Here is a 25766-nt window from a genome sequence, read left to right on the forward strand (position 1 = left end):
GTCATCCTGAGGAGCGCGGAACGCGCGTCTCGAAGGATGCACGGCCCGGCTGGTGGCCGTCGACCCTTCGAGACGCGCTTCGCGCTCCTCAGGGTGACGGCTCTACATCAAGCCGCCGCCACCTCATCGGTCATGACGACGAACTTCGCCAGCGTCATGCGGCCAAAGCTCGTGGTGAGGGCTACGTCGGCGGCGTCGCGGCCGGTCGCCATCAGGATGCGGCCGATCCGCGGCGTGTTGTGGCGGGCATCGAAGGTGTACCACTGGCCGGACAGATAGACCTCGAACCAGCCGGAGAAATCCATCGGCGCGGGATCCGGCGGCACGCCGATGTCGCCGAGATAGCCGGTGCAGTAACGCGCCGGAATTCCCATGCAGCGGCAGAAGGTGAGCGCCAGATGCGCGAAGTCGCGGCAGACGCCGGCGCGGCTTTCATAGACGTCGTGCGCCGACTTCATGTGATGGGCGTGCTCGTAGCCGAACGTGACGTGGCGATGCACGAAATCGGTGATCGCCTGCACCCGGGCCCAGCCGGGCTGTGTATTGCCGAACAGCGACCAGGCGATATCGGTCAGCTTGTCGGTCTCGCAATAGCGGCTCGGCATCAGATAGAGCAGCATATCATCAGGCAATTGCTCGATCGGGACCTGCTGCGCCGCCGGATTGACGACGTCAGCCAGCCCGGAATCGCGCACCAGTGCGCTGCCGCGGAAGGTGACGCCACCGGCGGGCGCGACCAGACGCCCACAGACATTGCCAAAGCCGTCGCGATAGAGGCCGAACGGCACGTCTGGCTCGGTCACGATCTGCTCTGTACCGACGATGTCCGCGTAACGCGACGGATGGATCGACAGCATCATCACCATCGGCGTCGGCTGCGGAGCCGTGTAGGTGATCTCGAAGCCGACCCTGATCTGCATCGTCAGACTGTCTCCCGTTCTGCCGCGTCCTCACCGACCGACACGACCTTGATGTCGACGTCCATGCGCTGGAAAGCGTCAGGCGGACCAAGATAGACCCCGTGCAGCGGGACCGCCTGGCGCGGATCGCGCGCCACCGCGACGCGGATCAGGTCGCGCGTGCCGACGATGCCGTTGGTCGGATCGAACTCGATCCAGCCCGCGCTCGGCAGATAGACCTGCACCCAGGCATGGGTCGAGCCGCCGCCGACATAGCCATGCGCGCTGTCTGTGGGCATCGCGAGATAGCCGGAGACGAAGCGCGCGGCGAAGCCGAGCCGGCGCAGCGCCTCGATCATCAACAGCGCATAGTCGCGGCAGGTGCCGGACTTCGTCTGCAGCGTGTCGAGCGGATGCTGGGTGCCATGTTCGTGGCGCTTGCGATAGCTAAAGCTCTCGCGGATACCATGGGTCATGCCGCTCATGATATTGAAAGTCGGCGTCGGAGCCTCGACATCCAGGAAGCGCCGCGCCCAGGCCGACAGCTCGCCGTTCGGGTCGCCATATTGCGGCGTGACGAACTGCTGCAGATCAGGGAATTCCTCATCGTCGTAGAGAAACGGATAGAAGTAGGCGGCATCGTCAGGCGTCAGCGCGAATGTGTCGGCCGGATTATGCTCCACCGTCGCGGTCGAGACGAATGTCAGCGTGTCGGCGCGCTCGTCGAAGGCGGCGATCGCCGTACTGTTACCGAACACATCGTGGATCCAGCGCAGCGACATCGGCTGCGGATCGATCATAAGCGCACTGTCGAGCACGCGCAGATCGTGGCCGTCGCGGGGACGCAGCATGATGCGGTGTTCGCCGAACGCCACCGGGCGCGCGTAGCGATAAACGGTCTTGTGATGAATGGTCAGCAGCGGCATCTTCAAACAATCATCGTGATTTCGGACCGCTTAATCTATAGAGAATGCTGCTCGATTCCAGACCAGCATGCCCCTTGAATAGGCAAAGTTGAGGAAAAGGCCCTTGAATTACGGCAGTGATCCATCGTTCCTGCTCGCAAGCACCGACGTTTCACCGGTTCTTGAACATAATGCCTCCGGCCGCTCGCCGTTCCTGTTCACCTGCGACCATTACGGCAGGCTGATTCCCTCTCCGCTCGGCGACCTCGGCCTGCCCGAAAGCGAGCTCGTGCGGCACATCGCCTGGGATGTCGGCATCGCCGGCGTCGCGACCCAGCTCTCCGACCGGCTCGATGCGCATCTGATCGCGCAGCGCTATTCGCGGCTCGTGATCGACTGCAACCGTCCGCCGCATGCCGCAAGCGCGATCCCGCTGATCAGCGAGGCCACCACCGTTCCCGGCAATGAGGGCCTGTCGCGCGAGGCCGCCGAGATGCGCCGCGCGCAGATCTTCGATCCCTATCACCGGCGCATCGACGAGATCATCGACGCACGTGCGCACCAGGGCATGGCGACAGTGCTGGTGTCGCTGCACAGCTTCACGCCGGTTTATTCCGGCATCGCCCGTCCCTGGCACATCGGCACGCTCTACCACCGCGACACGGTGCTGCCGCCGCGGCTCTTGAAGCAGCTGCGCAACGAGGGCGATCTCGTGGTCGGCGACAATGAGCCCTATGCGGTCAGCGACGAGACCGATTACACGATCCCGGCGCACGGCGAGAAACGCGGCCTGATGAATTCCGGCATCGAGATCCGCCAGGACCTAATCTCCGATCAGGCCGGCGAGACGGCGTGGGCCGAGCGGCTGGCGCGCGTGCTCGGCGAGATCGAGACGGCGCTACGCGCGGAGGCGCTGATCTAAGACGTAGAACGGGCAGCTAGGGCGTGTATTCACAAAGGCCCGCTTCTGAGGGTGAAGTGGATGCTACTCGGCTCGACCGTCATCGGCGGCTTTTGACCCACGGCGGACTTCCGGCCAGCTACGGAAATGGTTTTGGAAGATGTTCTGGGGCCCCAGCAAAGTGTGAGTCGACTTACTCAAATGAAAGGCGCCTAGTGCCCGGATCATCGCCCGCCCTCGGCATCCATCGGTGACTGAGAGTTTTGTGCTCCCGCCCATACCGCGAGAGCATTCATGCCGAAAAATGCGCCCCACCTCTCGCATTTGTCCGTGTGGCGCCCGTTGAACCAGTAACGCCTCGTTCGGACGTCGCGATATCGCTGGCTGGCCAAGAACCGATTGTATTTTGCCAAATCGTGCCTAGTTAACAAGCATCGTCTTTTGTCAAAGACGGCCGAGAGTTCGGCGCTCCCACAGCAGAGTGGCTTCCTCAGAATGGAGCAAAAAATGACAGAACTTCGAATTGACGCGGGCAAAGCAGAACGAATAATCGCGCAAACCTTGCGCGGCGAAAAGGGCATACCCCCAGCCGATGCAGCCGCCATGGCTGCAAATATTTGTCGGCGGCTTACGATGGCGATGCCGACGAGCCCGTCATTGGATCGCTATCGGATCATTTCGAGAGAGCCTCCGGTCGGCGACGGTTTCGCGAGTGCAGTGGCCAAAAAGCTCACTGAAGGGAAGAGTGAGCTTTGGAACGCCAGCGAGCTTTGGGAGCTTGTTTACAATCAAGGTCGCCATCTTCGGACGAACTAGTAATAAACCGCGTTCAATGCCTGCTACCGCTCGGACCCAACTGCGCGAAAGCATCGCCCACCAGACGCCGCGGCTCGACGACATCGCGATATCGCTTCAGGCGTTGGCCCTGCATAGTACGCTCTAGCATGATAGTGCCTGCGCAGGTGCACCACGACCCGGACATCAGCTCCAAGTTCCGACTTCCGAGTTTGACCCAAAGCGGACTTCCGGCCAGCCATGAAATGGTTTTGGCCGATGTTCCGGGGCCGCAGCAAAGTGTGAGTCGACTTACTCAAATGAAAGGCGCCTAGTGCCCGGATCATCGCCCGCCCTCGGCATCCATCGGTGACTGAGAGTTTTGTGCTCCCGCCCATACCGCGAGAGCATTCATGCCGAAAAATACGCCCCCACCTCTCTGCAGGAAGTGCAGCGAGCCCATGAGATGGCTGCTAGCGAAGACGGGCGGTCGGGAGTTCCGCTGCTGTGATTGTGACGGTCCATATCCACTAAAGTCGCCCGAAACAATGAGACTGATCTTAGGCCCATTGAAGCCACCCCACTAAGATGAGTAGGCCGCCTCATGCTGAGGGCCATGGACAGGCCCGGCCGGAAGTGAGCGGCCCGGCCGGGCTTGGGGGCTGAAAGCCGGGACCGCCCGGATCAGGCACGCCCAGCGCGGAAGGCACCCAACTATTCTAACGGTTCCTCGAGGGTTCCAAAGAGGAGCCATGCAGAGAGAACGGTGCCGGGTTAAGCAGATTCATTCTCTCGAAGAGCGCCTTGCCCAGGGAGCCAAAGACCTGCGAGAGCGCGCCAACCAGCTTCCACCAGGTCCAGAACGAGAGTCGCGACTGCGGAGAGAGCGGCACGATGAAGCCGCCGCCCACATGACTGAGTGGCTGGCATCTCCCGGACCAAGATCACCCATCTAAAAATGAAAAGTGAGCAATTTTGCTCAGACGAGAGCTAAGCCGAGTGCTGATTTAGCAAGCACCGGAGGATTGCTCTATCCGGGGCTAGCGCAACGCCACCAAGCATTATTCGGCTTGGGGGCGTTGTGAGCCTCCCTAGGTGGTGAGTTGTCCCGCATATATCTGCAATCTGCCCTGCGTGGTCATTCGCAGCCTGCCCGATAGTTCGACCATGTAACCCATTGCGATCAGCCGGGCGCTGTGTTCGGCCGGGATCACTGCTGGAGGGCTGGTTACGCCAGACGTGTTGCCGACTATAAGCAAGGAAGCAAACTCTTCCGGGCTAAGCGGTTTCGTTTTTGAGACCATGATTCGAGTATGGCCATATCTCGGCAGTTCCGGACGTTCAATTTTGAACACATCAGCAAATAAGGCCGCCTCAGTTGGCGACCTCTTTCATTGATTGATGCGATACCATTTCGCCTCGTGGCCCGAGGCCGACTTGCATTCAGACCGGATTCTATGTCGCCTTTTTGAGGGCTAGCGGACGCGCCCTTCATGAGTACACGCCCTAGTCGCTCGGACGTCGCGGACGAAGCCGCCGCTTTTTCGGCGAACGGTTGACCGACCTCGCCTTGCGCTTTCGGACGGCTGCGCGCGCGACTCTGGACTTGCGAACGGCCTCGATCGCGGCGGCCGTGCCGATGCAGCCGTGGCAGATGATCCTTGGGGCTCGCACCGGCGCAATCCCGCACGCCAGGCATTTGCGCGGCGGCGAGCGCTTGTTCGATTGCTTGTTCGGTTCCTTGCGCATCTCGGCGGTTGAGACACCGCAGGGATGAGCATATTCCGATCAATCCGTCCGGCGCCGCCAGATGAACGCCAGATAGAGCAGCACGGGCAGGCCGAGCGCCGCCCATGAGACGGCATCCCACCAGCCGTCACCGACAAGCGCGCTGATCAATCCCACCGTGCTCACGATCGCGATGACGAGAGGCGCGGCGAAGATCTGGGTCAAGGAGCGATGCGAGAGCATGCTGATCACGACGAGAGCGCAGGGGTGTCGATCGAGGCGGCGTTGGCGATGGCGCGCTCCTGGCTCACGCCCGCCTTGCGGCGGCGCCACCACAGATAGACGCCGGTCACGAGGATGAAGATGGTGAGGATATCGAGCAGCGCCCAGACGATCTTGAGCGGCATGCCGCCATAGTCGCCGAAATGCAGCGGCTGCGAGACGAACAGCGTCGTCACATACCAGGGCATGTCGCGGCTGTCGGTCAGCTTGCCGGTTTCCGCATCGATCAGCGCCGGCTTCAGCAGCCGTGAGGTCAGCGGCGTATCGCCGCGCAGGAAGATCGCGTAGTGACTCTTGCTGCTGAAGGTCGTGCCTGGGAACGCGACGAAGCTCGGCGTCATTCCGGGCACCGCATGCTTGGCCACCTCGACCGCCGCATTCAGCGAGGTCAGCCTCACAGGCACCGGCCGGTCGCGGTACTGCGCGGTCATCTCGGCGAGCTGGCCGAATTGCCACGTCTTCACGACGAGATCGGCCCAGGTGTTGATGACCCCGGTGAAACCGACGGCCAGCGTCCAGGCGACCAGCAGGATGCCGGCGAGATTGTGGACATCCAGCCAGCGCACGACGCGGGTGCGCTGCGCACGATAGGCGCCGAAGCGCAGCTTCCGCATCGACGGCGCATAGACCACGATGCCGGAAATGATCGCGACGCAGAACAGGATCCCCATCAATCCGAGGAACAGCTTTCCGGGCAAGCCCGCGAACATATCGGTGTGCAGCTTCAGCATGATGTAGGTGAAGCGGCCGGTGACATCGGGGGAATCGAGATAGGCGCCGCTATGCGTGTCCATCCGGATCAGCAGGTTGTTGGTCGGATCGGCATCGATCGTCGGACCGACGCTGACCCACATCGCGCCGGGTTCGTCGCGATCCCAGATCAGGAAGTGAGGCACCTTGCCCGGCGCCCGCGCCAGCGCGTTGCCAAGCAGATGGTCAAGATTGGCCGGCGGCGTGCCTGCCGGCACCTCGGCCGGCTTGACCTGGTTGTGCAGGAGGTCATCGATCTCTTCGTGGAAGATCAGCGGTAGGCCGGTGATGCACAACAGCAGCATGAACAAGGTGCAGATCAGGCTGGTCCATTTGTGGACGGCGCCCCATCGCCGCAGGGAAGTGGTGGTCGCAGTCAATTTCCGTCGCCTAATTCCAGGTACGCTTTTGCTCGCCGTCACTAACACGACGAAGGATGCGCACAGCCGCTTGCGGATTAGAACTCGTCCAGTGTTGGACTTATCGTTGATCGTGTTGCGATCTCGCAACGAGAGCATCAGGGAACTGCGACGATGCGTCCCGTCTTTCAATGCAATTCTTAGGATTGTTCTAAACTGAATCGAGGCGAGCGACGAACGACAACCGCGCAGCGAAGCGACCCTGCGCGCGAGAGCGACGTGCATGCGGATCCCGCGTGCGACCTCGACCGCAGTTACCGCACGGCAATCGCAGCGCACGCCAGTGCCGCGGGTAGTGACCAGGTCCAATCTCCGGCCAGCGAAACCGCCGCCGCGGCAATCACACAGCCCAGAAGGAACCCGGCCAAACGGCCGAGCGAATGATGCAGCGGCGTCGCATCCCGCGGCAGCAGGGGATGACGGACCGAAAGCAAGTCCATCACCGACAAAACGGCGTTGGCCAGATTGCCGGTCATCACGGCGGTCGAGATCGCGCCCCGCACCGCGAGGCGCAGGAGCGCGTACTGACAGGCCATGGCGGACACCGCCATCATCGCCGCCGTGCCCGCCAACCATCCAGCCGGATCGGTGGATGGCCTGGCGATGATGCTGAAGGCCAGCAACGCTGCAAGGATCAGAAACTGAACCAGCAGCAATAGCCGCACCAGTCTTGCACCGTGCAAGCGTGATGCGCGAGCAATCAGCCAGACGGTTGCCAGCGCCAGCATGAAGACCGGGATGGTCAACAACTGCGCCCAATGGAACGAGCCGCCGTCGACGGCAACGCCCGCTGCCAGCACGAGGTTGCCGGTCACGTGAGCCGTGAAGACGTGGCCCAGCGTGAAAAAGCCGGTACAGTCGACCATTCCGGCGATCACGCTGAGCAAAGCCGGCAGTCGCGCCTCCATGCGCGACAGCTCCATGGTGTCATCCGCGGAATCATCCGGACCTTGGAAGGCGAGCAAGCCTCTGGCGAGCAGTGACATCGGCGAGCACCTGGATTTGGCCGTCATGGGCCGGCTGAGGAAGTCCCGGTCATGCTCGATGTCCGTGCGCTACCGCGCCGTCCAGCCGCCATCGACCGAGATCGCGGTTCCCGTGATCTGGTCGGCTGCGCCCGAGCACAGGAAGGCGACAGTGCCGCCAAGCTGTGCCGGAGAGACGAACTCGAGCGACGGCTGCTTTTCGGCGAGCATATCTCTCGCAGCATCCTGCTGGCTGATGCCGCGCTCCGCGGCGATGTCGTTGATCTGCTTGTCGACCAGCGGCGTGCGCACCCAGCCGGGACAAACCGCATTGCAGGTCACGCCGCTGCCGGCGGTCTCCAGGCCTACCACCTTGGTCAGGCCGATCAGACCGTGCTTGGCCGCGACATAGGCCGCCTTGTGCGTCGACCCAACGAGGCCGTGGGCGGAGGCGATGTTGACGATACGGCCCCAGCGCTGCTTCTTCATCTGCGGCACCGCGGCGGCAATGCTGTGGAATGCAGCCGACAAGTTGATCGCCAGGATGGCATTCCAGCGGGCGGCCGGAAATTCCTCGACCGGGGCGGTGAACTGGATGCCGGCATTGTTCACGACGATATCGAGGCGGCCGAACCTGGCAACCGTCGCGGTGACCAGGCCGCGCACGGCATCTTCCTTCGACATGTCGGCGCCGTCGTAGCTGACGCGCACGCCATGCTCGCGTTCGATGCCGCCGCGGATCGCCTCGATTTCATTGGCGTCACCAAAGCCGTTCAAGACGATGTCGGCGCGCAGTCTGGCGAGTTCCCTGGCAATGCCGAGCCCGATGCCGCTGGTCGATCCGGTGACGATGGCAACCTTGCCCTTCAACATGGGAATTTCCTTTCGGTGCTGTGAGGATGTGAGGCACCGCAACTCAGTCGCGGCGGTGGATGTCGTGGGTGACGATGCCGCGCTCGGGCGCCGGCCGGTCGAGGCGGCTCGGATCCGCCAGCGTGCGGCGGATATCCTCCAACCCGCTCTGCCAGTGCGCGCGCATCGCGCTCAGCCCGAACTCGTAGTCCTTGGAGTGACGCTCATGGACCTTGGACTGGTAGATCAGGTGAATGACGTTGCAGGAGCGATGGCGGGCCATCTCGGCGATCTCGCGAATTTCCGGATCCTGCCTGACACCCTCCGGCAGCAGTGCGAGCGTCCGCTGCAAGGCCTGACGCATCTTCTGCATTCGCAGCGCCTGATCGGTGATGGCGCGGGTGCGGCTGGAATACTGGATGTCCTTCTGCCGGCTCGATACCTCCATCAGGTCGTTGGGCACGCGGCCCTTCGCCGACCACAGATCGATCTGGAAGGTCAGCGTATCGCGCGGCTCGCTGGACAACACGCGGGACAAGGGCGTGTTCGAAACCACGCCGCCATCCCAATAGTGCTCGCCGTCGACCTCGACAGCTGGGAAGCCCGGCGGCAGCGCACCCGACGCCATGAAGTGCTTCGGTCCGAGCCGGCGCTCGGCGGTGTCGAAATAGGTCAGATTGCCGGTGCGCACATTGACCGCGCCGACGCTGACGCGCACCCCTCCCGAGTTCAGCCGATCGAAGTCGACGAGCTGCTCCAGCGTCTGGCGCAATGCGGAGGTGTCGTAGAAGCTTGTCGCGGCGGCGCCCGAGAATGGCGACAGGAACGGCGGCGGGAAGCGCGGCTTGAAGAAGCCGGGCTGCCCCTGGAGCAAGGCACGCATCGCCGCCAGCGCATTGTGCGCCGAGCGCATGTCGAAGGCGAACGGCAGGGCATTGGCGAGCCCCTCGCCGGCCGGCCATTCCACCGACGCGGCACAGATGCCTTCCCAGAATTTGCGCAGCCGCTCGACGCGCTCTCCCTCGGGCGAGCCGGCGATGATCGCGGCGTTGAGCGCGCCGATCGAGATGCCGGCGAGCCAGTTCGGCCGGATGCCCGCCTCGTGCAGGCCTTCATAGACGCCGGCCTGATAGGCGCCGAGCGCGCCGCCGCCCTGTAGCACCAGCGCCACGACATCGTAGGGCAGCGACATGGTCTGCTGCGACAGCGGATTGATCTGCTCGCGCATCACGTTCAGCATTGCTGGATCTCCTGATGGACGGGTTGCGGCCGGTCAGCCGGCATTCGCGGCGGTCAAGACGTCGCCGCCGCGATGCGGTGTCGCCTGGCTCGTGGCGAGATAGTCGTGCACCACGTCGCCAAGCCCGAGCGTGAGGTCGGCAAGTATGTGCTTGGCGGAGAGAACCTCCAGCACCGGCAGCTCGGCGACAGGCGCCAGCGCATGCGAGTACAGGTCGAGCGCAGCCGGTCCGGTCCAGGCGCCCTTCACCGTGACGTCCTCGAGGTGGTAGCGCACCAGCTCGCAGATGCGCGGCGTGCCATCGACATGCGGAATGATCTTGAGGAGGAAGTTCGGCGCGGCGAGCTTCTTGGCTTCGGCAGCGATGTCGAGCGCGCGGTGCTTGTAGCCCATGGTTCCGGTCGCGATCCGCACCGAACCGTAGTTCAGGGTGCCGACCAGCGTGTCGATCTCGACCTCGAGCTTCGGCTGCGCCAGCTTCTTGGGAAAGCCCCACAGCTCACGCCCGCCCGCGATCGGCGGATGATCGTTGAGGAACATCTGATGGGTGAAGCCGCCGAGCTGACCGTTGTACGACACCGGAATGACCTGGCCGCTCTCGGTGTAGTCGCCGAAGCCGGTCGAGTCCGGCATGCGGATAAACTCGTAGTTCACCACCGGATCGGTCGGCTGCAGCGGCTCAGGCACCACGCGGCGCAGCGCGTCGGGATGGGTCCGGTACTGGATGATGAAATACTCGCGGTTGATGAAGCGGTACGGCCCGGGCGGAAAGGCCGGACTGGTCAGCGGCATCGCGAACGACGATGTGCGCACGGTCTCGTGTTTCACTTTGGTGAGCTCCAGATATGGCGGTCGAGCGTGGCCGCGCCCCGTGCAGGGCGCGGCCGATGTCGGGAGTGTTAGACTTCGGTGACGTGCTCCGGATCGGCGGATGCGAGCGCGGCGGCGCGCTCGGCGCGCGGCGGATAGATCCAGACGGTGTTGATCTCCCGCTTGGTCTTCTTGGCGACGTCGCCGACCATCTCGACCTTGCGCTCCCAGCCGCGGGTGAACAGCGCGCCGGCCTCGCCGAGATCGAGGCAGGTGACATAGGCCTTCTGGTGATACGGCCTGGTCGGGACGCCGAGCAGCTCGGCGGCGGCGTTGTTGCCGGCAAAGGCGCCCATCCGCGTGGCGTGCTGGCACGACATCAGCGCGTAGTTGCCGTCATCGTCGCATGCCGCACGCGCGGCATCGCCGGTGGCGAACACGCCTGCGACCGCCGGCACGCGCAAATCGCGGTCCACCAGCAGCCGGCCGGAATTGTCCCGCTCGGCCGGGATCTGCGCGGTCAGTGGCGCGGCGCGGATGCCCGCCGCCCAGACCACGGTCGCGGCCTCGATATGCTCGCCGCTGGAGAGCGTGACGCCGGACTTGCTGACCTCGGCGACGCCGGCGCCGAAGCGGCCCTCGACGCCGAGCTTGCGCATCGCTTCCTCGATGATCGGACGCGGCCCCTCGCCCATGTCGGGTGCGATCGCAGCGTTACGCTCGACGATGATGACGCGTGGCCTGGCGTCGTTGCCGAGAATCTCCTTGAGCCGTGCCGGCATCTCGGTCGCCGCCTCGATGCCGGTGAAGCCGCCACCGGCAACGACCACGGTGTCGCGCGCCACCGATGCCGGCTGCTTGGCAAGGCTATGCAGATGACGGTCGAGCGCGATCGCGTCCTGAAGGTTGTCGACGCTGAAGGCATGCTCGGCAAGGCCGGGCACGTTCGGGCGGAACAGCCGGCTGCCGGTCGCCACCACCAGCCGATCGTAGGGCAGCGTCTTGCGTGCGTCCTTGGCGGTGACGATCTGCACGGTACGCGCCTTGGTGTCGACGGCCTCGGCGCTGCCCTGCACATAGACGACGTCGATCGCGTTGAAGACGTCTAGCAGCGGTGCGGTCAGCGTCTCCGGCTTGGGCTCGTAGAGCCGCGGGCGGACCACCAAAGTCGGCTCCGGCGCGACCAGCGCGATCTCGAGCTCCTCGGGCGAAACGCCCTTGATGTCGCGCAGGCGGGCTGCGGAAAGTGCGGCGTACATGCCGGCAAAGCCGGCGCCGATGATGACCAGTCGCATGGGATATCTCCTCTGGGTTGACAGTCTCTGATGTCCGCGCGTCGCCGCCGCCGCTTGCCGCTGACGGTCAAACCTGTCGCGAGCTGCGACGCGAAGCGGTGAAATGAACGTGAGTGCCTATTGACTGATGGCACAGCCCGATACGAACGGCGTGCGCGGCGCCGGTCCACACGTCGCGCGACAACCGCGCGCGCCGGGCAGCGAACCGCGGTGAAAGCTGACCGGCTGCGCGGCGCCCGGAAAGAGGTCCCGGGTGAGCCCCTGAGCCGCGTCGTTGATCATCACCGAGGTCATCGGATTGACGCCGTGAGCGGCCTGCGCCGGAGCGTCGGCATCGTCGCCGGTTGCTGAGGTGAAGCGGACGGTGAGCGTCAGCCCGTACATCAGTGCGGTCGCGACGGCCCGGCGTCGCCGCGTGATTGCGAGGGAGCTGCCGAAATCCTTCCAGGCCATCGCTTGTCTCCGTTGTTGGCGTGGGCGCCACGGTGATCTAGCGAATTGGGCTCGTTGGTGCCCCAGAGCGATTGCCCGACCTGTAGAGCGATTGCTGCTACCGCAGACGACGACGCCAATCGCTCGGGGTTTCGCCGGTCAGCTTCCTGAATGCCGCGGCGAACGCGGTCTGCGAGCTGTAGCCGAGCGCCGCCGCGATCGAGACGACGGATGCATCGGTGTCGCGCAGCATGTTCATGGCCTGCTCGAGCCGGTGCTGGCGCAGCCAGGCATGCGGCGAGAGCCCGGTGCTTTCCTTGAAGGCACGGCAGAAGTGAAAGCGCGACAGGCCGGCGTCCATGGCCAGCGCCGCAAGCGAGACGTCCGCATCGCTGTCCGAGCGCAACCGCTCGGTGGCGCGGCGCAGCGCGGTCGGCGACAACCCTCCCATGGTCGCCTGAACGGCGGCGGGCACGCCGGCATGCGCCGACAGCAGGCGGTTCGCCAGAAGATCGGTCAGCTGGTGTCTGAACAGCGCATCCAGCGCCTGGCTGCCGTCGAGAGCGTCGGCGGCGCTCAACAGCAATCGCGATGTAATGGGATCGGGATGCGCGGTGCGCTCCAAGAGATCGCCGGGCGCGGCGGTGTCGGCTTCGCCGGCCACGCGCTGCAGCGTCGCATGCGGAAGATAGAGCTGAACGACATGCATCGACTGGTGGATGTCCCATCGCGAGGTCGAGCCGGCCGGAATGATCGTCACGACGCCTGAACGCGCCGTGCCGATCGAAGTCACCTTGCCGGTGCGCCGCTCCAGTTGCTGCGAGCCGGCGGGATAGGTCATGATGACGTGATCGACCATCGGCCGGACGACGTCGTGCAGGGCCTCGTGCTTCCAATAGGCGATCGCGCCGCTCGACGGGTCGGCCGCGATGCGCAGCGGCCGCGTGTGGAGCACACGCGCCATCTCCTGGTCTGCGGGAGCGCGCGGGCCGACCGGCGTCTCGGGCGGGTTGGCATCGGATGCGGCGGACGAATCCCGCAAAGCATCGTGCAGGATCGGCTTAGTCATGACCTGTGCTCGCGTTTGAAAGCTCATGCGCTACCTCCCTGCGGGCAGGGTCTACGGACCGATAAGGCGCGGAACTGTCGGCGGGAACTAAGCGCCGCGCAGTACGAATGTCTTTCCTAAAACGGCCACGCTTTATCCAATCCTGCTGCAAGCGCGCCGCCGCGACATTCTGCATCCGACAAAGTCGATCGGACCAAAGCAATTGAAATTGTTCTGGAATAGCACTGCCGTGATCGACGCGGTGCGGGTCGTTCATCATCGCGTGAGGAACTGGACGGCACCGCAGCAATCCGGATAATAAGCCACGACCACGCGAGATGACGGTGACGGTTTCCGAGGTCACCCATTACAGTCGGACTTGATCGATATGGCACAGGCAGGCGTCTACGGACGGAGGCTCGGGCGGCCGCTGCAATTGGCGGAAGCGCCCTCGCTGATCACGCGCTCGCTGCGCAGTGCGGAGCTCGCGGTCACCGAGACGCGGAACGACAACCCGGTGCGCGACCTGTCCGGCTCGCTGCCAGCCGACGATGCCTATCTGCTCAGCCTCAAGTTTCGCGATTACCCGGACTGCGAGTGCTGGGAACGCGGCCGGTGCGTCATCAAGTCGGATATCCGCAGCGGCGCAACCTACCTGTACGACCTGAAGCGCGATCCGCGTTATGTGATCGACAAGCCGTTCCACTCGATCTTTTTCTATCTGCCGCGCTCCGCGCTTAACGACATCGCCAGGCAGGCCGGCGCGCCGCGTATCGGTGAACTAGCTTATCAGCCCGGTATCGGCCATGACGACGCCATCGTCCGTCATCTCGGCGCTTCGCTGCTCGAAGCATTGCGCCGGCCGGAGGAGACCAACCAGCTGTTCATCGATCACATGATGCTCGCCCTCACCGCACACGTCACGCAGACCTATGGCGGACTGCGGAGCATCACCGCACCGACCCGCGGAGGCCTGGCCGCCTGGCAAGCGAGGCAAGCGTGCGAACGGCTCGAAGCCGACCTCGGCGGAAAAATCCCGCTGAAGCAGATCGCGGCCGAGTTCGGCCTCTCGGTCAGCCACTTCTCGCGCGCCTTCCGCATCTCCACCGGCCTGCCGCCGCACCAATGGCTGCTGCGGCAACGGGTGACGGCGGCCAAGCAATTGATGGCGGTGCGCGACCTGTCGCTGTCCGAGATCGCGATTTCGGCCGGCTTTGCCAATCAGAGCCATTTCACGCGGGTGTTTTCGGCCGTGATCGGCGTCAGCCCGGCGGCGTGGCGCCGCGAGACGCATCGCCCGACGAAAAGCGAGAGCTGAACCGGTCTGCGTTCAACCGGCCGGGGCGGCTTGAACGGCATGCTTGGCATGCCATTTGGGGCCCGGCCCGCGCATGTAGTGGCGCTCGGGCCGGTAGGGATCGCGAATTCGCTCGATCAGATTCTGCCAGCCGGTCGTGATCGCGTGCAGGCCGCGGCGAATAGGCAGCAATGCTGGCTGCAGCGACCGCATGGCACCCTCTCAGTGTGGTTTGCCGAGAACGGATGCGAAGGACAGGATGACGATCTCGTCGCCGGCCTCGTCGCTGACATGCACGGCCCAGTCGCGCCAGTCTTCCAGGCTGGCGGTCGCGACCAGCGATCGCATCATGCAGGTCGCCGCCTCGCAGGCCTCGGAAAGGCTGGTCACCGCGGTGCCGCGGCGATCCATCAACACGCCGCGCGTAGTCGAGCAATGGAAATAAACCTGGGCCATGTCAGTGTCCTTGCAAGCTCCGGGCGAGCAGGCTCGCCTTTAACAAGCTCTACGTTTCTTGGACGCGACCATCCGTGATGCGGTTCACACCGGTGCCGGCGGCGCGGCGACCTCGCGGAATGGTGATCAGGGCTCCAGCACCACCCTCACCAAATCGCGATTTGACAGTTCTTCTATATTTGTCAAAATCGTCAAATGGGACCGAAGACCCGCATTCTCGATGCCACGATGCTGGTGTTCCGCCGGCACGGCTTTCGCCGTTCCTCGATCGAGCAGGTCGCCGAAGCGGCCGGCCTGACGCGGCAGGCGCTCTATCACCATTTCGAATCCAAGGAAGCGCTGTTCCGCGCCGTGATCGAGCGGGTGCATGAGTCCGCGATCGCGGCCGAGGACGCCGCTGTTGCCGAAGCGGAGACGGCGGGCAGCGATCTCGGCGACATCCTTGCCGCGGGCATGATCGCGCGGATGTCGACCATGATCGCGTCGCTGGACGGCTCGCCGCATCTCGAGGAGCTGTATTCCGAGCACCTCGTGCACGCGCGTGACCTCTACCAGACCTATGCCGCGCGCTACGCGGAGCGCATGGTCGCGACGATCTCACGGATCGTGCGCAAGCAGCAGCTTGTGCTGCCGCAGGGTCTGTCGCCGGCCGAATTCGCCCGGCTGGTCGAAATGGCGATGTACGCATCGAAGTCGCAGTACCCGGCGATGCAGCCGGCCGATGCGTTCCTGAAGGACATGGCGATGATGGTGCGGACGCTCTGCGCGGGCGCCGTGCCGAAATCCATGCCGAAATCGCAAAAGCCGCCCGTCAAGAAGGCGGCGATGAGGGAAAAGCCGACACGCAGGACGACAGGAGGACATCCATGAGCACGACGACCATCAACGGCCGCGTTGAATCCCTGCCCGATGATCCCGACGCGCTATTGATCGACGTCGTGCGCGACCAGCTCAAGCTCACCGGCACCAAGCTGGTGTGCGGCGCCGGCGTCTGCGGCGCCTGCACGGTGCTGGTCGACGGCGCGCCGGTCGCAAGCTGCCTGATGCCGGCGCAGGCCGCCGCCGGCAAATCGGTGACGACGGTGGAAGGCATCGGCGCCGCAACGCTGCATCCGGTGCAGAAGGCGTTCATGGCGCACGACGCGCTGCAGTGCGGCTTCTGCACGCCGGGCTTCATCGTGGAAGCGACCGCGTTCTGCGACCGCTGGCGTGCAACCAAGGGAACGGCCGTGCCCTCGCGCGAGGAGATCGGCGTGGCGCTGTCCGGCCATCTCTGCCGATGCGGCGCCTATGACGGGATTTTCCGCGCGGTGGCGGATGCCTGCGCCGGCCGCTTCGACGGCGACAATGTCACAGCGCCCCGCATCGAGGCGCGCGACAAGGTGACCGGCGCGGCAAAGTACACCGTCGATATCAACCATGATGGCCAACTCGAAGGCGTGATCCTGCGGTCGCGCGAGGCGCATGCCCGCATCACCGCGCTTGATCTGGCTCCGGCGCGGGCGCTCTCCGGCGTCACCGCGGTATCGCTGCTCGGCGACGATCGTACTGTGCGCTATGTCGGCGAGCCGATTGCGGCGGTTGCCGCCCCGGACCGCAGGACCGCGCATGCCGCACTCGCCGCGATCAAGCTGACCAGCGAACGCCTGCCCGCGGTGATCGGGCTCGACGCGGGACGCAAGGATGACGCGCCTGTCGTGTTCGACAAGGCGAGCCGCAAGCGGGCCGGCAATGTCTCGGAAGCGGCTGGCGGGCCGGCGCCCTGGAAGCAGAACATCCGCGGACCGACCGCAGTGTTCTCGACACGCGCCAAAAAGGCCCGCAATTGGGTGGACGAGGCGCGCCAGGCCAACAACCGGCTGCTCGTCGAGGCAACCTTCCGCACCGCCACGCAACAGCACGCATGCCTCGAGCCGCATGCCGCGGTGGCGCGCTTCGACGGCGACCGGCTGACCCTGCACGCCTCGACCCAGCAGGTGTTTCACCTGAAGGAGCAGATCGCAAAACGCTACAAGCTCGGTCACGACAAGGTTCGCGTGATCGCCGATCACGTCGGCGGCGGCTTCGGATCGAAGGCGAGTCTCGGCGTCGAGACGATCGCCGCGATCGAGCTTGCGCGTGAAGCGAAGGCGCCGGTGCGGGTCGCCTACGACCGCCAGGAAGAGCTTTCCGTCGCCGGCTATCGGCCGGCCGCGGAACTGAAGGTCGCGCTGCTTCCCTCCGAGAAGGGCGGCCTGAAAGCGCTCTCCGTCACTGCGCATGCCGATACGGGGGCCGCGACCAACTCGACGATCGCGGGCCTGGCGCGGCTGATCTACCCCGCGGAGGCGAAGGACCTTTCGGATTTCGACGTCATCAGCAATTTGCCGCCCGGCACAGCCTTCCGCGGCCCCGGCGGTCCGCCGATGGCATTCGCGGTGGAGCAGGCGATCGACGAAGCCGCGCTGCGGCTCAACGTCGATCCGATCGCCCTGCGCAAGCGCTGGGATCCTGACCCCAACCGTCAGCGGCTCTACGACTGGGCATCCGGGCTCGAGATCTGGCGCAACCGGAAGCCGGCGCAGACCGGGCGCTATCGCCGCGGCATCGGGGTGGCGACGGGCTACTGGCTCTATCTGTGGCAGCCCAATGTGAAGGTCGAGGTCGCGGTCAAGGCCGGTCGCATCATCGCCAGCACCGCGACGCAGGACATCGGCACCGGCACCCGCAGTGTGCTTGCCGACACGATCGCGCGCGAGTTCGATCTCGAACCCGGCGACATCGAGGTGCGGATCGGCGATTCGTCGCTGCCCGAGGGGCCCGGCTCCGGCGGCAGCCGCGTCACCGCCTCCGTGCTGCCGCCGACGCTGCAGGCGGTGCGGAAACTGAAGGCCGCAATCCTCGAACAGGCCACGCGAAAGCCCGCGCCGGGTTCGAACGCGCCGTGGCGCGAGCTGATCGCGCGCTCGCCCGACATCGCTGTCACGGAGACGCGCGGCGAGGACGGCAAGAACACGGCGCCCGGCATCCGCTCGCCGCTGCGCGAAGTCGGCCTGATGGGATTTGTGTTCGGCTGGATGATGCGCCGCTTCTCGAACATCGCGGTCGGCGCCGGCGTGCCGAGCTCGGTGCAGGTCATCGAGGTGGAGGTCGACACCTGGCTCGGCCATGTGCGCGTGCTCAACGTGCATACCGGGATTGCAGTCGGCAAGATCGCAGCACCCGCGCTGGCGCACAGCCAGGCCTGCGGCGCGGTGATCCAGGGCCTTGGCTACGCGCTCTATGAGGCGCGCGAGCTGGATCCGACCAGCGGCGACGTCCTGACCGCGGGGATGGAGGATTATCGCATCCCGGGCATCGCCGACACGCCCGAGATCGATGTGCATTTCGACGAAGCCGGCTTCGACCATGTGCTCGGCAACAGCGTCGGCATCGGCGAAGCGTCGACGGTGCCGACCTCGGCGGCCGTCGCCAACGCGATCCACAATGCGATCGGCGTCCGCCTCACCGAGATTCCGATCCGTCCCGACCGCATCGTCGCCGCGCTGAAAGGGAGGGCTGCCGCATGAGTGCCGCAACCGCAGACGTGATGTTCGCGCCCGAATTCCGCGCAGCCGGCACCGACCTGTCGGAGCGCCGCCGCAGCGGCCTGTCGTGCGGGTCGATCATCGATCTCGCCGCCAGTCCCGATACGATCGGGATCGCGTGGAACGCCGACGGCTCGGCGCGCATCGGCGCCCTGACCGCGATCGCGACCATCGCATCCGACGGGCGGCTTGCCCAGGCCTATCCCGGCATCGCTGCCGCGGCGCAGGGCCTTGCCACGCCGCAGATCCGGCACATGGCAACGCTCGGCGGCAACCTCGCCCAGCGTTCGCGCTGCTGGTATTTCCGCAATCCGCAGATCGCCTGTCTCAAGAAGGGCGGCTCCGACTGTCCGGCGCGATCGGGCAACCATCTCTATCACGTCGCGTTCGATCTCGGCCCTTGCGTGGCGCCGCATCCGTCGACCATGGCGATGGTGCTGTTGGCCTATGATGCGAAGGTCACCACGGACCGGCGCAGCGGATTGTCGATCTCCGACCTGCTCGGCAACGGCAGCAACGGCACGGTGGACAACCTGCTCGCATCAGGCGAACGGATCGAGCGGGTCGAGCTCGCTGCCCCGCTGGCCGGCGAGCGCGCGCTTTACAAGCGCGCCATCAGCCGCTCGCATGCGGAATGGCCGCTGGTCGAGGTCTGCGTGCGGGCCGTGATCTCCGGCGGTGCATTCCAGCAGGTCTATATCGCCGCCGGCGGCATCGCCCCGGTCCCGCTGCGTCTCACAGCATGCGCGGCGGCGCTGCAGGGAAAGCCGGCTGACGCGGCGACGATCGCGCAAGCCGCGGAGCTCGCGACATCAGGCGCAAAGCCGCTGCCGATGACGGGATACAAGCTCGATCTGCTGGTGGGTTTGCTGCGCGATGTGATGGAGCGGACGCTCAACGTCAACGAGACCGCGCGCTAGGTGGTGTGGACACTTATCGCATCCATAAGACGATGGCTGCGAGAGTGACGACGGCCAGGTAATTTCGGGCGGTCTTTTCGAAGCGGGTTGCAACGCGGCGGAACTGCTTGAGCTTTGAGAAGCAGCATTCGACGAGATGACGCTGGGCATAGAAATGCTTGTCGAGTGGATATTTGAGCGCCCGTGACGGGTTGTTGGGGATCACGGCGAGCGCGCCTTTGGCGGCGATGGCTTGGCGCAAGTGATCGGCGTCATAGGCCGTATCGGCCATGACGACCTCGGCGGATAAGCCTTCGATCAATGCGGCGGCTTGCGGTGCATCGCCCTTCTGACCTGCGGTAAGCGTGAACCGCACCGGACATCCCAAGCCTCGAACGGCCATATGTATCTTGGTGCTCAGGCCGCCGCGCGAGCGGCCGATCGCTTGATCTTCCGCTTGATCTTCAGCCCCCCCTTTTTGGCGCCGGCGGCGTGCTGATGCGCCCGAACAATGGTGGAATCGACGATCAGATATTCGAAGTCCGGATCATCGGACATCGCCTCGAAGATCCGCCACCAAACACCCTTGATGCTCCATCGACTGAAGCGCCGGAACACGCTGTTCCAGTCCCCAAACACCTCCGGAAGATCGCGCCAGGGAGACCCCGTACGCACGATCCACAGCACACCTTCCACGAACATCCGGTTGTCGCGCCCGGTGGAGCCCTTCTGATCGGGGCGCCCTATGATCAGCGGCGCTATCCGCTCCCACGCCGCGTCGCTCAATACCAAACGGTCCATCACACCCAAGGCGGCCTCCCCAAAAGCAGCCTTGAATCTGATTTGCTCCTAAAAGGGAATCCTTAGAGTCCACACCACCTAGGAGCATTTCGGTTCTGATTGAATCAGAACCGAAGCTCTAGATTCTTGTTTTGACGCGTTTTCTTCACGCGAACCGGTGTCCACTTCGCTCGAAAACGCTCTAGCCGCCACGGGTGGCAGCAAACAGCGCGGCCGCGAAAAAGAGTCCTGCGATGGTCCACAGCACCCAGACGAGCCGGCCGTCGCCGCGCGCGTCGAGCGACGCTTCGGCGGGATTGGCGGGATTGACGTGGACCTCGACGGCGGCACCGTCCTGGTAGCGCGACATCAGGCGCTGCAGCATCTTGTTCGAACTCGCGGCGGACTCCGCGCCGACGCGCGCGCATTCGTTGGTGTAGCTGACGTTCTCGTAGGTGTAAGTGTAGGACACGCGCTTGCCGAACATCTCCATCCCGCGCCCGTCGCCTTCGGGTGCAGCGCCACGATACTCCTCCATCTCGGACAAATGGATAATGCCTGATACCACCGGCCAGTGGCTCGCCATCGACGCCTGCCGACGCACGGCGAGCGCAAACAGCCCGACGACGAAGCCGAACGCACCGAAGCCGATCACCATCCCCGACAAGTCGGGCCGCGCCATGTGGTGCGAGAGAACATCGTGGATCCGGTTGAGACCGAAAGCCGAGCCGAACACGATCGCGAGCACGATCGCACTGCCGATGCCCAGACATCCCCAGATGCCCTTCGGCAGATCACGCTCCAGCACCGCCTGATCGGGATGGCGCGGATTGTAGTAGACGGTCACGATACTGCCGGCCGGATACTTCGCCAGTGTCTCCGCAACCTGGAAATTGCCGAGGTCCTCCCCGATGCTGACGCGGTTGTTGCGCAGCTTCCTGCCGTCCACCTGGTATTCGTAGACCACGTTGGCGAAGTTGCGCTGCTCCATCCGATAGCCGTCCTCGCGCTCGTCGTCGGAGACCCTGACCTCGCGTACCTCCGCGGCCGCGGTCACGACCTTGCCCGATGTGTCCGGCCAGCCCCTCGCCTCGCGCACCTGCCAGGTCTTGACGGCGGCGGCGATCAGGATCAGCCCGAGCGGCGCGAGCAGCATCGCATAAACAAACCAGGGCAAATCGGGCACGGGAGGGGTCCTTCCTCGGAGGCAGCGCCGGTTTGACGCGCCACCCCTGTGAAGGGTTCAACCAGCCGGCGAGGTTTATCGGGCCCGGGTCAGCGCCAGCCAGATGCCGCCGCCGATCATGAAGCCGCCGGAGATGCGCGACATCAACCGCGTCCGCTCCTTCGAGAAGAACTTTCGGGCGCGGCCGGCCGCCAGCGCGTAGGCGGCGTCGGTCAGCACGGCGGTTGCCATGAAGGTGACGCCGAGCAGCGCCACCTGCGGAATGTGCGGCTTGTCCATGTCCATGAACTGCGGAATGAAGGCGCCGAAGAACACCAGGACTTTCGGGTTCGAGAGCAGCACCAGAAAGCCCTGCAGGAAGAAGCCGCCGCGCGGCGGTGGCGGCGTCTCGTCGGTGCCGACGCCCTCGACCGGTGAACGGATCAGCTTGATGCCGAGCCAGACCAGATAGGCCGCGCCGGCAAAGCGCACCCAGTCGAACCAGTACCCCATCGTCGCCATCAGCGAGGTCAGGCCGACCGCGACGATGCCGATCACGATCGCGAGGCCGACCTGGGCGCCCAGCACATTGGTAAGCGCGGCGCGCGTGCCGTAACGCAGGCCGTTGGCGATCACCATCGTGACGATCGGACCGGGCAACAGCGCCAGCGCCATGCAGGCGGCGACGAAGGCGAAATAGGCTTGCAGGGACATGGGGAGCTCGTTTGTTCTTTCCTAGACATTATGCATGTGGAGGAAGTGGATGGAAGCGGCACTGTCGCTCCCTCTCCCCGTCCTTCACGGGGAGAGGGCTGGGGTGAGGGGCTCTCTCCGCCAGGCGGTGCAGACCGAGAGACCTGTACCCCCTCACCCGGATCGCATCTGTCGATGCGATCCGACCTCTCCCCGCAAGCGGGGCGAGGTAAGAAAGACGCACGCTACGCTCAACGTCCCTCCATCGCGGCAGTCATCCATTTCCGGACTTCGCGCGACTCCAGAAACTTCAACGTCGCCCGCCGCACCCGTGCGGCATCGCCGCTGCCCTGCGCCGCCACCGCCATCAGATCGCAACGATGCGAGGCCGCGATGCCGATCGCGGTGCGTCTCCCATCGGGCATCTCGATATCATAGGCCCTGATCCGTCCCGGCATGTCGGCGACATCAACGACATCGCCCGCCTGCAGCGGCACGAAGCGCGGGCTGATCATGTCGACATCGGAAACCCGGTCGACCTCGTCGTCATCGGCGACGTTGCTGTCGCAGTTGCAGAAGCCGAGTTTTGGCCTGAGATAGACCTCGACGTCGGCGCCGCACTCCGCCACGCCGCAACGGAAGGCACGGCCGGCAGGCCAGCCGTCGCGCGGGAACGGCCAGGCGATCTCGCGCCACGCGGCTGCCCGCGGCGGTGCCATTTCGTAGCCCGCCACGGCCGAGAGGCCGCCGAGCGCCAGGAACATCGCCGCGATGACCGGCCACCGGCGCATCATCGCGCTCACGGCGGACCGGCGATAGCGCGCGCCTCGCCGGTCAGTTCGAGAATGTGCAGACCGGTGTTGGCGCGGTCGACCGCGTAGATATAGCCGCGCTCGTCGGTCTCGACATTGTTGGTCTGGATCGCGACCTTGCAGCGCTCCTTGCCGTCGACGGTGACGCAGCGCTTGTCGGTCGCGGCAGTGATCGACGGGATGAAATAGCCGACTTCCTTGGGGTGATAGGGATCGCGGATATCGAGCGCGCGGACGCCGGCGTTGAAGAAGGCGATGAAGGCCAGCTTCTTGTAATAGACCGGCGCCATGCTCTCGTTCGACGAATGCGAGCCGAACCGGCCGCCACGCTCGCAGAACGAGCCGGAGGCCTCCGGCACCGTGTAGCTCGAGATCAGCATCGGCCGCGCCTCGGTGGTGACATCGGCGAACCACACCATCTGCCGCGCCTCGCCGCACTCGTTCTGGATCGCCTCGTCGACGATCATCACGATGTCGCGGGTGCTGCCGTCCTTGTCGTGCGCGAACTCGGCGATCGGCATGCCAGGCATCGGGAACACCGTGTGTGCGCCATTCATCGCCGACAGCGGCATCCGCGCGATCTCCGGAAATTTCAGATTGTCCGGCGTCGGCTCTTTCGGTCCGTTCAACAGCTTGTCGCGGTCGACGATCTGCAGGAAACCGCCCTTGTTGGTGCCGTAGCCGAAATAGACGCGGTTGCCCGTCGGCCCGGTCGAGATCGGCCCGTGCAGCTCGGTCGGCACCGCGCCGGTGGCGCCCGGCTCTTGCCCGGGCAGGCCAAAATCCCTGATCTTCTTAGGCTGCGCGGGATCGGAGAGATCGTAGACCTGCGTCATCCGCCGGGTGCGCCAGTCCGGCGCACCCGACACCAGGAAGGCAATGCCGGTGCCGCATTCCCAGAAATTCTTGTGCGTGTCCTTCAGCCCGCCGATCCGGGTCACGAGCACGGGATTGGCGGGATCGGCGACGTTCCAGATCTCATGCGCCTCGCTGCCGAAGGTACGCAGCATGTAGACCGCGTTGCGATCGCCCTTCGGCAGATCCTTGCCGTCGCAGATCCGCACCATCTGCGCGCCGCCGGATTCGTATTTGCCTTCCTGCCCAGGAATGTGCCGCAGATATTTCGGATGCGCGGGATCGGTGACGTCGACGATCGAGGTGCCGCTCGGCTCGGCCTTGCCGGTCATCGGATTGACCGGATCGGAAATGTCGTCGGTACCGCCGTGATGGCCGATATAGGCGATCCACCTGTCGCCCTGATGATGAATGGTCGGCTGATAGGCGCTGCGCGCCTGCAAATCGCTGGTTCCAACCAGCCTCATATTGGAGGCTTCGGGCGGGTCGCCGATCTTCGGCTGCTGGGCGCCCGCAGCATTTGCGAGCAGGACAAGAACAAACGTGCAGCAAACTGCCGTAACGCGACCACCCATGCACACCACCCCGTATTCCCTGCCAATCTGCGTTGGCTGGCAGTGACGATAGCACGGCGAAATGACCGCCCAAACACACGCTCTTGACATGCAACCATTTGGTTGCGTATTATCCGACCCATGGATGAAGTCTTCAAAGCCCTCGCGGATGCCTCACGGCGGACGCTGCTTGACCGGCTTCACGATCAGAACGGGCAGACGCTCGGCGAGCTCTGCGACGGCCTCGACATGACGCGTCAGGCCGTGACCAAGCACCTTGTGATTCTCGAGGAGGCCAACCTCGTCACCACGATCAGGCATGGCCGCGAGAAGCTGCATTACCTCAACCCGGTTCCGATCCATCAGATCGGCGAGCGGTGGATCAGGAAGTTCGAGCGCGGGAAACTTGCCGCGCTCAGCGAATTGAAAAGACAGTTGGAGAAGCGTGATGAGTAAGCCGGAATTCGTCTACACCATCTATATCGCCTCAACACCGGAGCAGGTGTTCGCCGCGCTGACCGACGCCAAAATGTCGGAACAGTACTGGCACGGCAGCTCCGTCGTCTCGGACTGGAAGATCGGCTCGCCATTCGCGATCCGGATGCCCCGGCACAACAAGGAAATCACCGGCGAGGTGCTCGAATACGATCCGCCGAGGCGGCTGTCCTATTCGTTCCTTGCCCATGACGGCTCCGACGGCGGCAAGGCTTCACGGGTTACCTTCGAGCTGGAACGCCAGAGAGATCAAGTCAGGCTCACGGTGATCCATGACCGCTTCGAACCCGGCAGCGTGGCGCTCGAAAAGATCAGCCTCGGTTGGCCGCTGATCCTGTCGAGCCTGAAGAGCTACGTCGAGTGCGGCCGGGTGCTGCATGCGCCCTGGTATGAGAACGAGGCAACGACGGAGCAAGCGCAATGAGCAGGCCCGAATTCGTTTACGTCACCTATATCGAGACCACGCCGGACAAGCTCTGGGATGCGCTGACCGACAGCGCGTTCACCAGGCAATACTGGTTCGACACCGAGGTCCGATCCGATTGGAAGGTTGGCTCGCCGTTCGCATTGGTGATGAGCGGCAAGATCACCGACACCGGCAAGATCCTCGAGGCGGACCGGCCGCGGCGGCTGTCTTATACGTTCAAGCACGAGATGTTCGACGGCATGCGCGACGAGCCGGCGACGAAAGTCGTCTTCATCCTGCAGCCGTTCGGCGATCTCGTGAAGTTGACCGTAACCCACGAAGGCTTCTCCGCCGGCAGCAAACTGCTCGTCGCTATCTCCAAGGGTTGGCCTGCGATCCTGTCCGGGCTCAAGAGCCTGCTCGAGACCGGCAAGGTGTCACCGATTCCGCCGGAGGCGCTCGGGATCGAGGGCTTCGAGTGACCATGA

At 64.7% G+C, this 25766-nt stretch carries 27 protein-coding genes and 1 pseudogene; 10 read left to right on the top strand and 18 right to left on the bottom strand.

The window, feature by feature from the left end:
• Positions 1-107: 107 nt before the first annotated feature.
• Together WDM24_RS33580 and WDM24_RS33585 are read right to left on the bottom strand one after the other, a co-directional pair.
• Entirely contained in the window at positions 108-920 is an 813-nt protein-coding gene (locus tag WDM24_RS33580; RefSeq protein ID WP_166298580.1) for a transglutaminase-like domain-containing protein, read from the bottom strand.
• 2 nt (positions 921-922) lie between these two features.
• Positions 923-1825, bottom strand: coding sequence for a transglutaminase family protein (locus tag WDM24_RS33585; protein WP_338832496.1), 903 nt, complete (start codon positions 1823-1825; stop codon positions 923-925).
• A 103-nt stretch (positions 1826-1928) separates the two neighbouring features.
• Between WDM24_RS33585 and WDM24_RS33590 the strand changes: the two genes are divergently transcribed.
• The 3 genes from WDM24_RS33590 (at position 1929) to WDM24_RS33600 (ending at position 5256) form a co-directional block, all read left to right on the top strand.
• The gene (locus WDM24_RS33590; protein WP_338828826.1) at positions 1929-2726 is read left to right on the top strand and encodes an N-formylglutamate amidohydrolase; all 798 of its coding nucleotides are present in this window, start codon (positions 1929-1931) and stop codon (positions 2724-2726) included.
• 486 nt (positions 2727-3212) lie between these two features.
• On the top strand, positions 3213-3521 hold the full coding sequence (locus WDM24_RS33595; protein WP_338828827.1) for a hypothetical protein: 309 nt from the start codon (positions 3213-3215) through the stop codon (positions 3519-3521).
• Positions 3522-5034: 1513 nt separating this feature from the next.
• Entirely contained in the window at positions 5035-5256 is a 222-nt protein-coding gene (locus WDM24_RS33600; protein ID WP_338828828.1) for a hypothetical protein, read from the top strand.
• An 11-nt stretch (positions 5257-5267) separates the two neighbouring features.
• On the opposite strand, the gene WDM24_RS33605 is transcribed toward WDM24_RS33600, so the two are convergent.
• From WDM24_RS33605 to WDM24_RS33645, 9 genes are all read right to left on the bottom strand, one after another.
• Positions 5268-5450: a hypothetical protein gene (locus tag WDM24_RS33605; protein WP_338828829.1), complete on the bottom strand. Its 183-nt coding sequence runs from the start codon at positions 5448-5450 to the stop codon at positions 5268-5270.
• 5 nt (positions 5451-5455) lie between these two features.
• Entirely contained in the window at positions 5456-6544 is a 1089-nt protein-coding gene (locus WDM24_RS33610) for a PepSY-associated TM helix domain-containing protein (protein WP_338832497.1), read from the bottom strand.
• Positions 6545-6912: 368 nt separating this feature from the next.
• Positions 6913-7644: a DUF1275 family protein gene (locus WDM24_RS33615; protein WP_338828830.1), complete on the bottom strand. Its 732-nt coding sequence runs from the start codon at positions 7642-7644 to the stop codon at positions 6913-6915.
• 69 nt (positions 7645-7713) lie between these two features.
• Positions 7714-8496 (bottom strand): 3-hydroxybutyrate dehydrogenase, encoded by a 783-nt coding sequence (locus WDM24_RS33620; RefSeq protein ID WP_338828831.1) that lies wholly within the window; start codon positions 8494-8496, stop codon positions 7714-7716.
• Positions 8497-8539: 43 nt separating this feature from the next.
• Positions 8540-9715, bottom strand: coding sequence for a patatin-like phospholipase family protein (locus WDM24_RS33625; protein WP_338828832.1), 1176 nt, complete (start codon positions 9713-9715; stop codon positions 8540-8542).
• Between the two features lie 33 nt (positions 9716-9748).
• On the bottom strand, positions 9749-10543 hold the full coding sequence (locus WDM24_RS33630; protein ID WP_338828833.1) for an acetoacetate decarboxylase: 795 nt from the start codon (positions 10541-10543) through the stop codon (positions 9749-9751).
• Between the two features lie 71 nt (positions 10544-10614).
• Positions 10615-11820, bottom strand: coding sequence for an NAD(P)/FAD-dependent oxidoreductase (locus WDM24_RS33635; RefSeq protein ID WP_338828834.1), 1206 nt, complete (start codon positions 11818-11820; stop codon positions 10615-10617).
• 117 nt (positions 11821-11937) lie between these two features.
• Complete coding sequence (locus WDM24_RS33640; protein ID WP_338828835.1) at positions 11938-12273, bottom strand: hypothetical protein; 336 nt, start codon at positions 12271-12273, stop codon at positions 11938-11940.
• A 97-nt stretch (positions 12274-12370) separates the two neighbouring features.
• Entirely contained in the window at positions 12371-13321 is a 951-nt protein-coding gene (locus WDM24_RS33645) for an AraC family transcriptional regulator (protein ID WP_338828836.1), read from the bottom strand.
• Positions 13322-13688: 367 nt separating this feature from the next.
• Between WDM24_RS33645 and WDM24_RS33650 the strand changes: the two genes are divergently transcribed.
• A complete protein-coding gene (locus tag WDM24_RS33650) occupies positions 13689-14618 on the top strand; it encodes an AraC family transcriptional regulator (protein WP_338828837.1) in 930 nt (309 codons plus the stop codon).
• 12 nt (positions 14619-14630) lie between these two features.
• Here the strand turns inward: WDM24_RS33650 and WDM24_RS33655 are convergent, their stop codons facing one another.
• Positions 14631-14810: a hypothetical protein gene (locus WDM24_RS33655; protein ID WP_338828838.1), complete on the bottom strand. Its 180-nt coding sequence runs from the start codon at positions 14808-14810 to the stop codon at positions 14631-14633.
• A gap of 9 nt (positions 14811-14819) precedes the next feature.
• On the bottom strand, positions 14820-15053 hold the full coding sequence (locus WDM24_RS33660; protein ID WP_029082016.1) for a DUF6894 family protein: 234 nt from the start codon (positions 15051-15053) through the stop codon (positions 14820-14822).
• A 195-nt stretch (positions 15054-15248) separates the two neighbouring features.
• On the opposite strand from WDM24_RS33660, the gene WDM24_RS33665 reads away from it, so the two are divergent.
• The 3 genes from WDM24_RS33665 to WDM24_RS33675 are packed head-to-tail and all read left to right on the top strand — an operon-like array spanning position 15249 to position 19539.
• On the top strand, positions 15249-15923 hold the full coding sequence (locus WDM24_RS33665; protein WP_338828839.1) for a helix-turn-helix domain-containing protein: 675 nt from the start codon (positions 15249-15251) through the stop codon (positions 15921-15923).
• Positions 15920-18601 carry a molybdopterin-dependent oxidoreductase gene (locus tag WDM24_RS33670; protein ID WP_338828840.1) on the top strand — a complete coding sequence of 894 codons (2682 nt, stop codon included), beginning with the start codon at positions 15920-15922 and terminating at the stop codon, positions 18599-18601. The genes WDM24_RS33665 and WDM24_RS33670 overlap by 4 nt, the downstream gene beginning before the upstream one ends.
• Positions 18598-19539: an FAD binding domain-containing protein gene (locus WDM24_RS33675; RefSeq protein WP_338828841.1), complete on the top strand. Its 942-nt coding sequence runs from the start codon at positions 18598-18600 to the stop codon at positions 19537-19539. The genes WDM24_RS33670 and WDM24_RS33675 overlap by 4 nt, the downstream gene beginning before the upstream one ends.
• 13 nt (positions 19540-19552) lie before the next feature.
• Here WDM24_RS33675 and WDM24_RS33680 read toward each other — a convergent pair.
• The 5 genes and pseudogenes from WDM24_RS33680 to WDM24_RS33700 all read right to left on the bottom strand — a co-directional run bounded on the left by WDM24_RS33680 (position 19553) and on the right by WDM24_RS33700 (position 24398).
• Positions 19553-20328: pseudogene (locus WDM24_RS33680) on the bottom strand (IS5 family transposase).
• A gap of 172 nt (positions 20329-20500) precedes the next feature.
• Positions 20501-21484 carry a DUF3592 domain-containing protein gene (locus WDM24_RS33685; RefSeq protein ID WP_338828842.1) on the bottom strand — a complete coding sequence of 328 codons (984 nt, stop codon included), beginning with the start codon at positions 21482-21484 and terminating at the stop codon, positions 20501-20503.
• A 75-nt stretch (positions 21485-21559) separates the two neighbouring features.
• A complete protein-coding gene (locus tag WDM24_RS33690; protein ID WP_029082011.1) occupies positions 21560-22177 on the bottom strand; it encodes a LysE family translocator in 618 nt (205 codons plus the stop codon).
• A 230-nt stretch (positions 22178-22407) separates the two neighbouring features.
• Positions 22408-22947, bottom strand: a complete 540-nt coding sequence (locus WDM24_RS33695; RefSeq protein WP_338828843.1) for a hypothetical protein — start codon at positions 22945-22947, stop codon at positions 22408-22410.
• Positions 22948-22955: 8 nt separating this feature from the next.
• The gene (locus tag WDM24_RS33700; protein WP_338828844.1) at positions 22956-24398 is read right to left on the bottom strand and encodes a hypothetical protein; all 1443 of its coding nucleotides are present in this window, start codon (positions 24396-24398) and stop codon (positions 22956-22958) included.
• A gap of 120 nt (positions 24399-24518) precedes the next feature.
• On the opposite strand from WDM24_RS33700, the gene WDM24_RS33705 reads away from it, so the two are divergent.
• From WDM24_RS33705 to WDM24_RS33715, 3 genes are read left to right on the top strand one after another with little or no spacing between them, the layout of a single operon-like run.
• A complete protein-coding gene (locus tag WDM24_RS33705; RefSeq protein ID WP_028333124.1) occupies positions 24519-24833 on the top strand; it encodes an ArsR/SmtB family transcription factor in 315 nt (104 codons plus the stop codon).
• Positions 24826-25296 (top strand): SRPBCC family protein, encoded by a 471-nt coding sequence (locus WDM24_RS33710; protein WP_051346425.1) that lies wholly within the window; start codon positions 24826-24828, stop codon positions 25294-25296. The genes WDM24_RS33705 and WDM24_RS33710 overlap by 8 nt, the downstream gene beginning before the upstream one ends.
• Entirely contained in the window at positions 25293-25760 is a 468-nt protein-coding gene (locus WDM24_RS33715) for an SRPBCC family protein (protein ID WP_338828845.1), read from the top strand. Before WDM24_RS33710 ends, WDM24_RS33715 begins: the two co-directional genes overlap by 4 nt.
• Positions 25761-25766: the final 6 nt, after the last annotated feature.

The sequence above is a fragment of the Bradyrhizobium sp. 27S5 genome (genome assembly GCF_037217225.1).
Lineage (GTDB): Bacteria > Pseudomonadota > Alphaproteobacteria > Rhizobiales > Xanthobacteraceae > Bradyrhizobium > Bradyrhizobium septentrionale.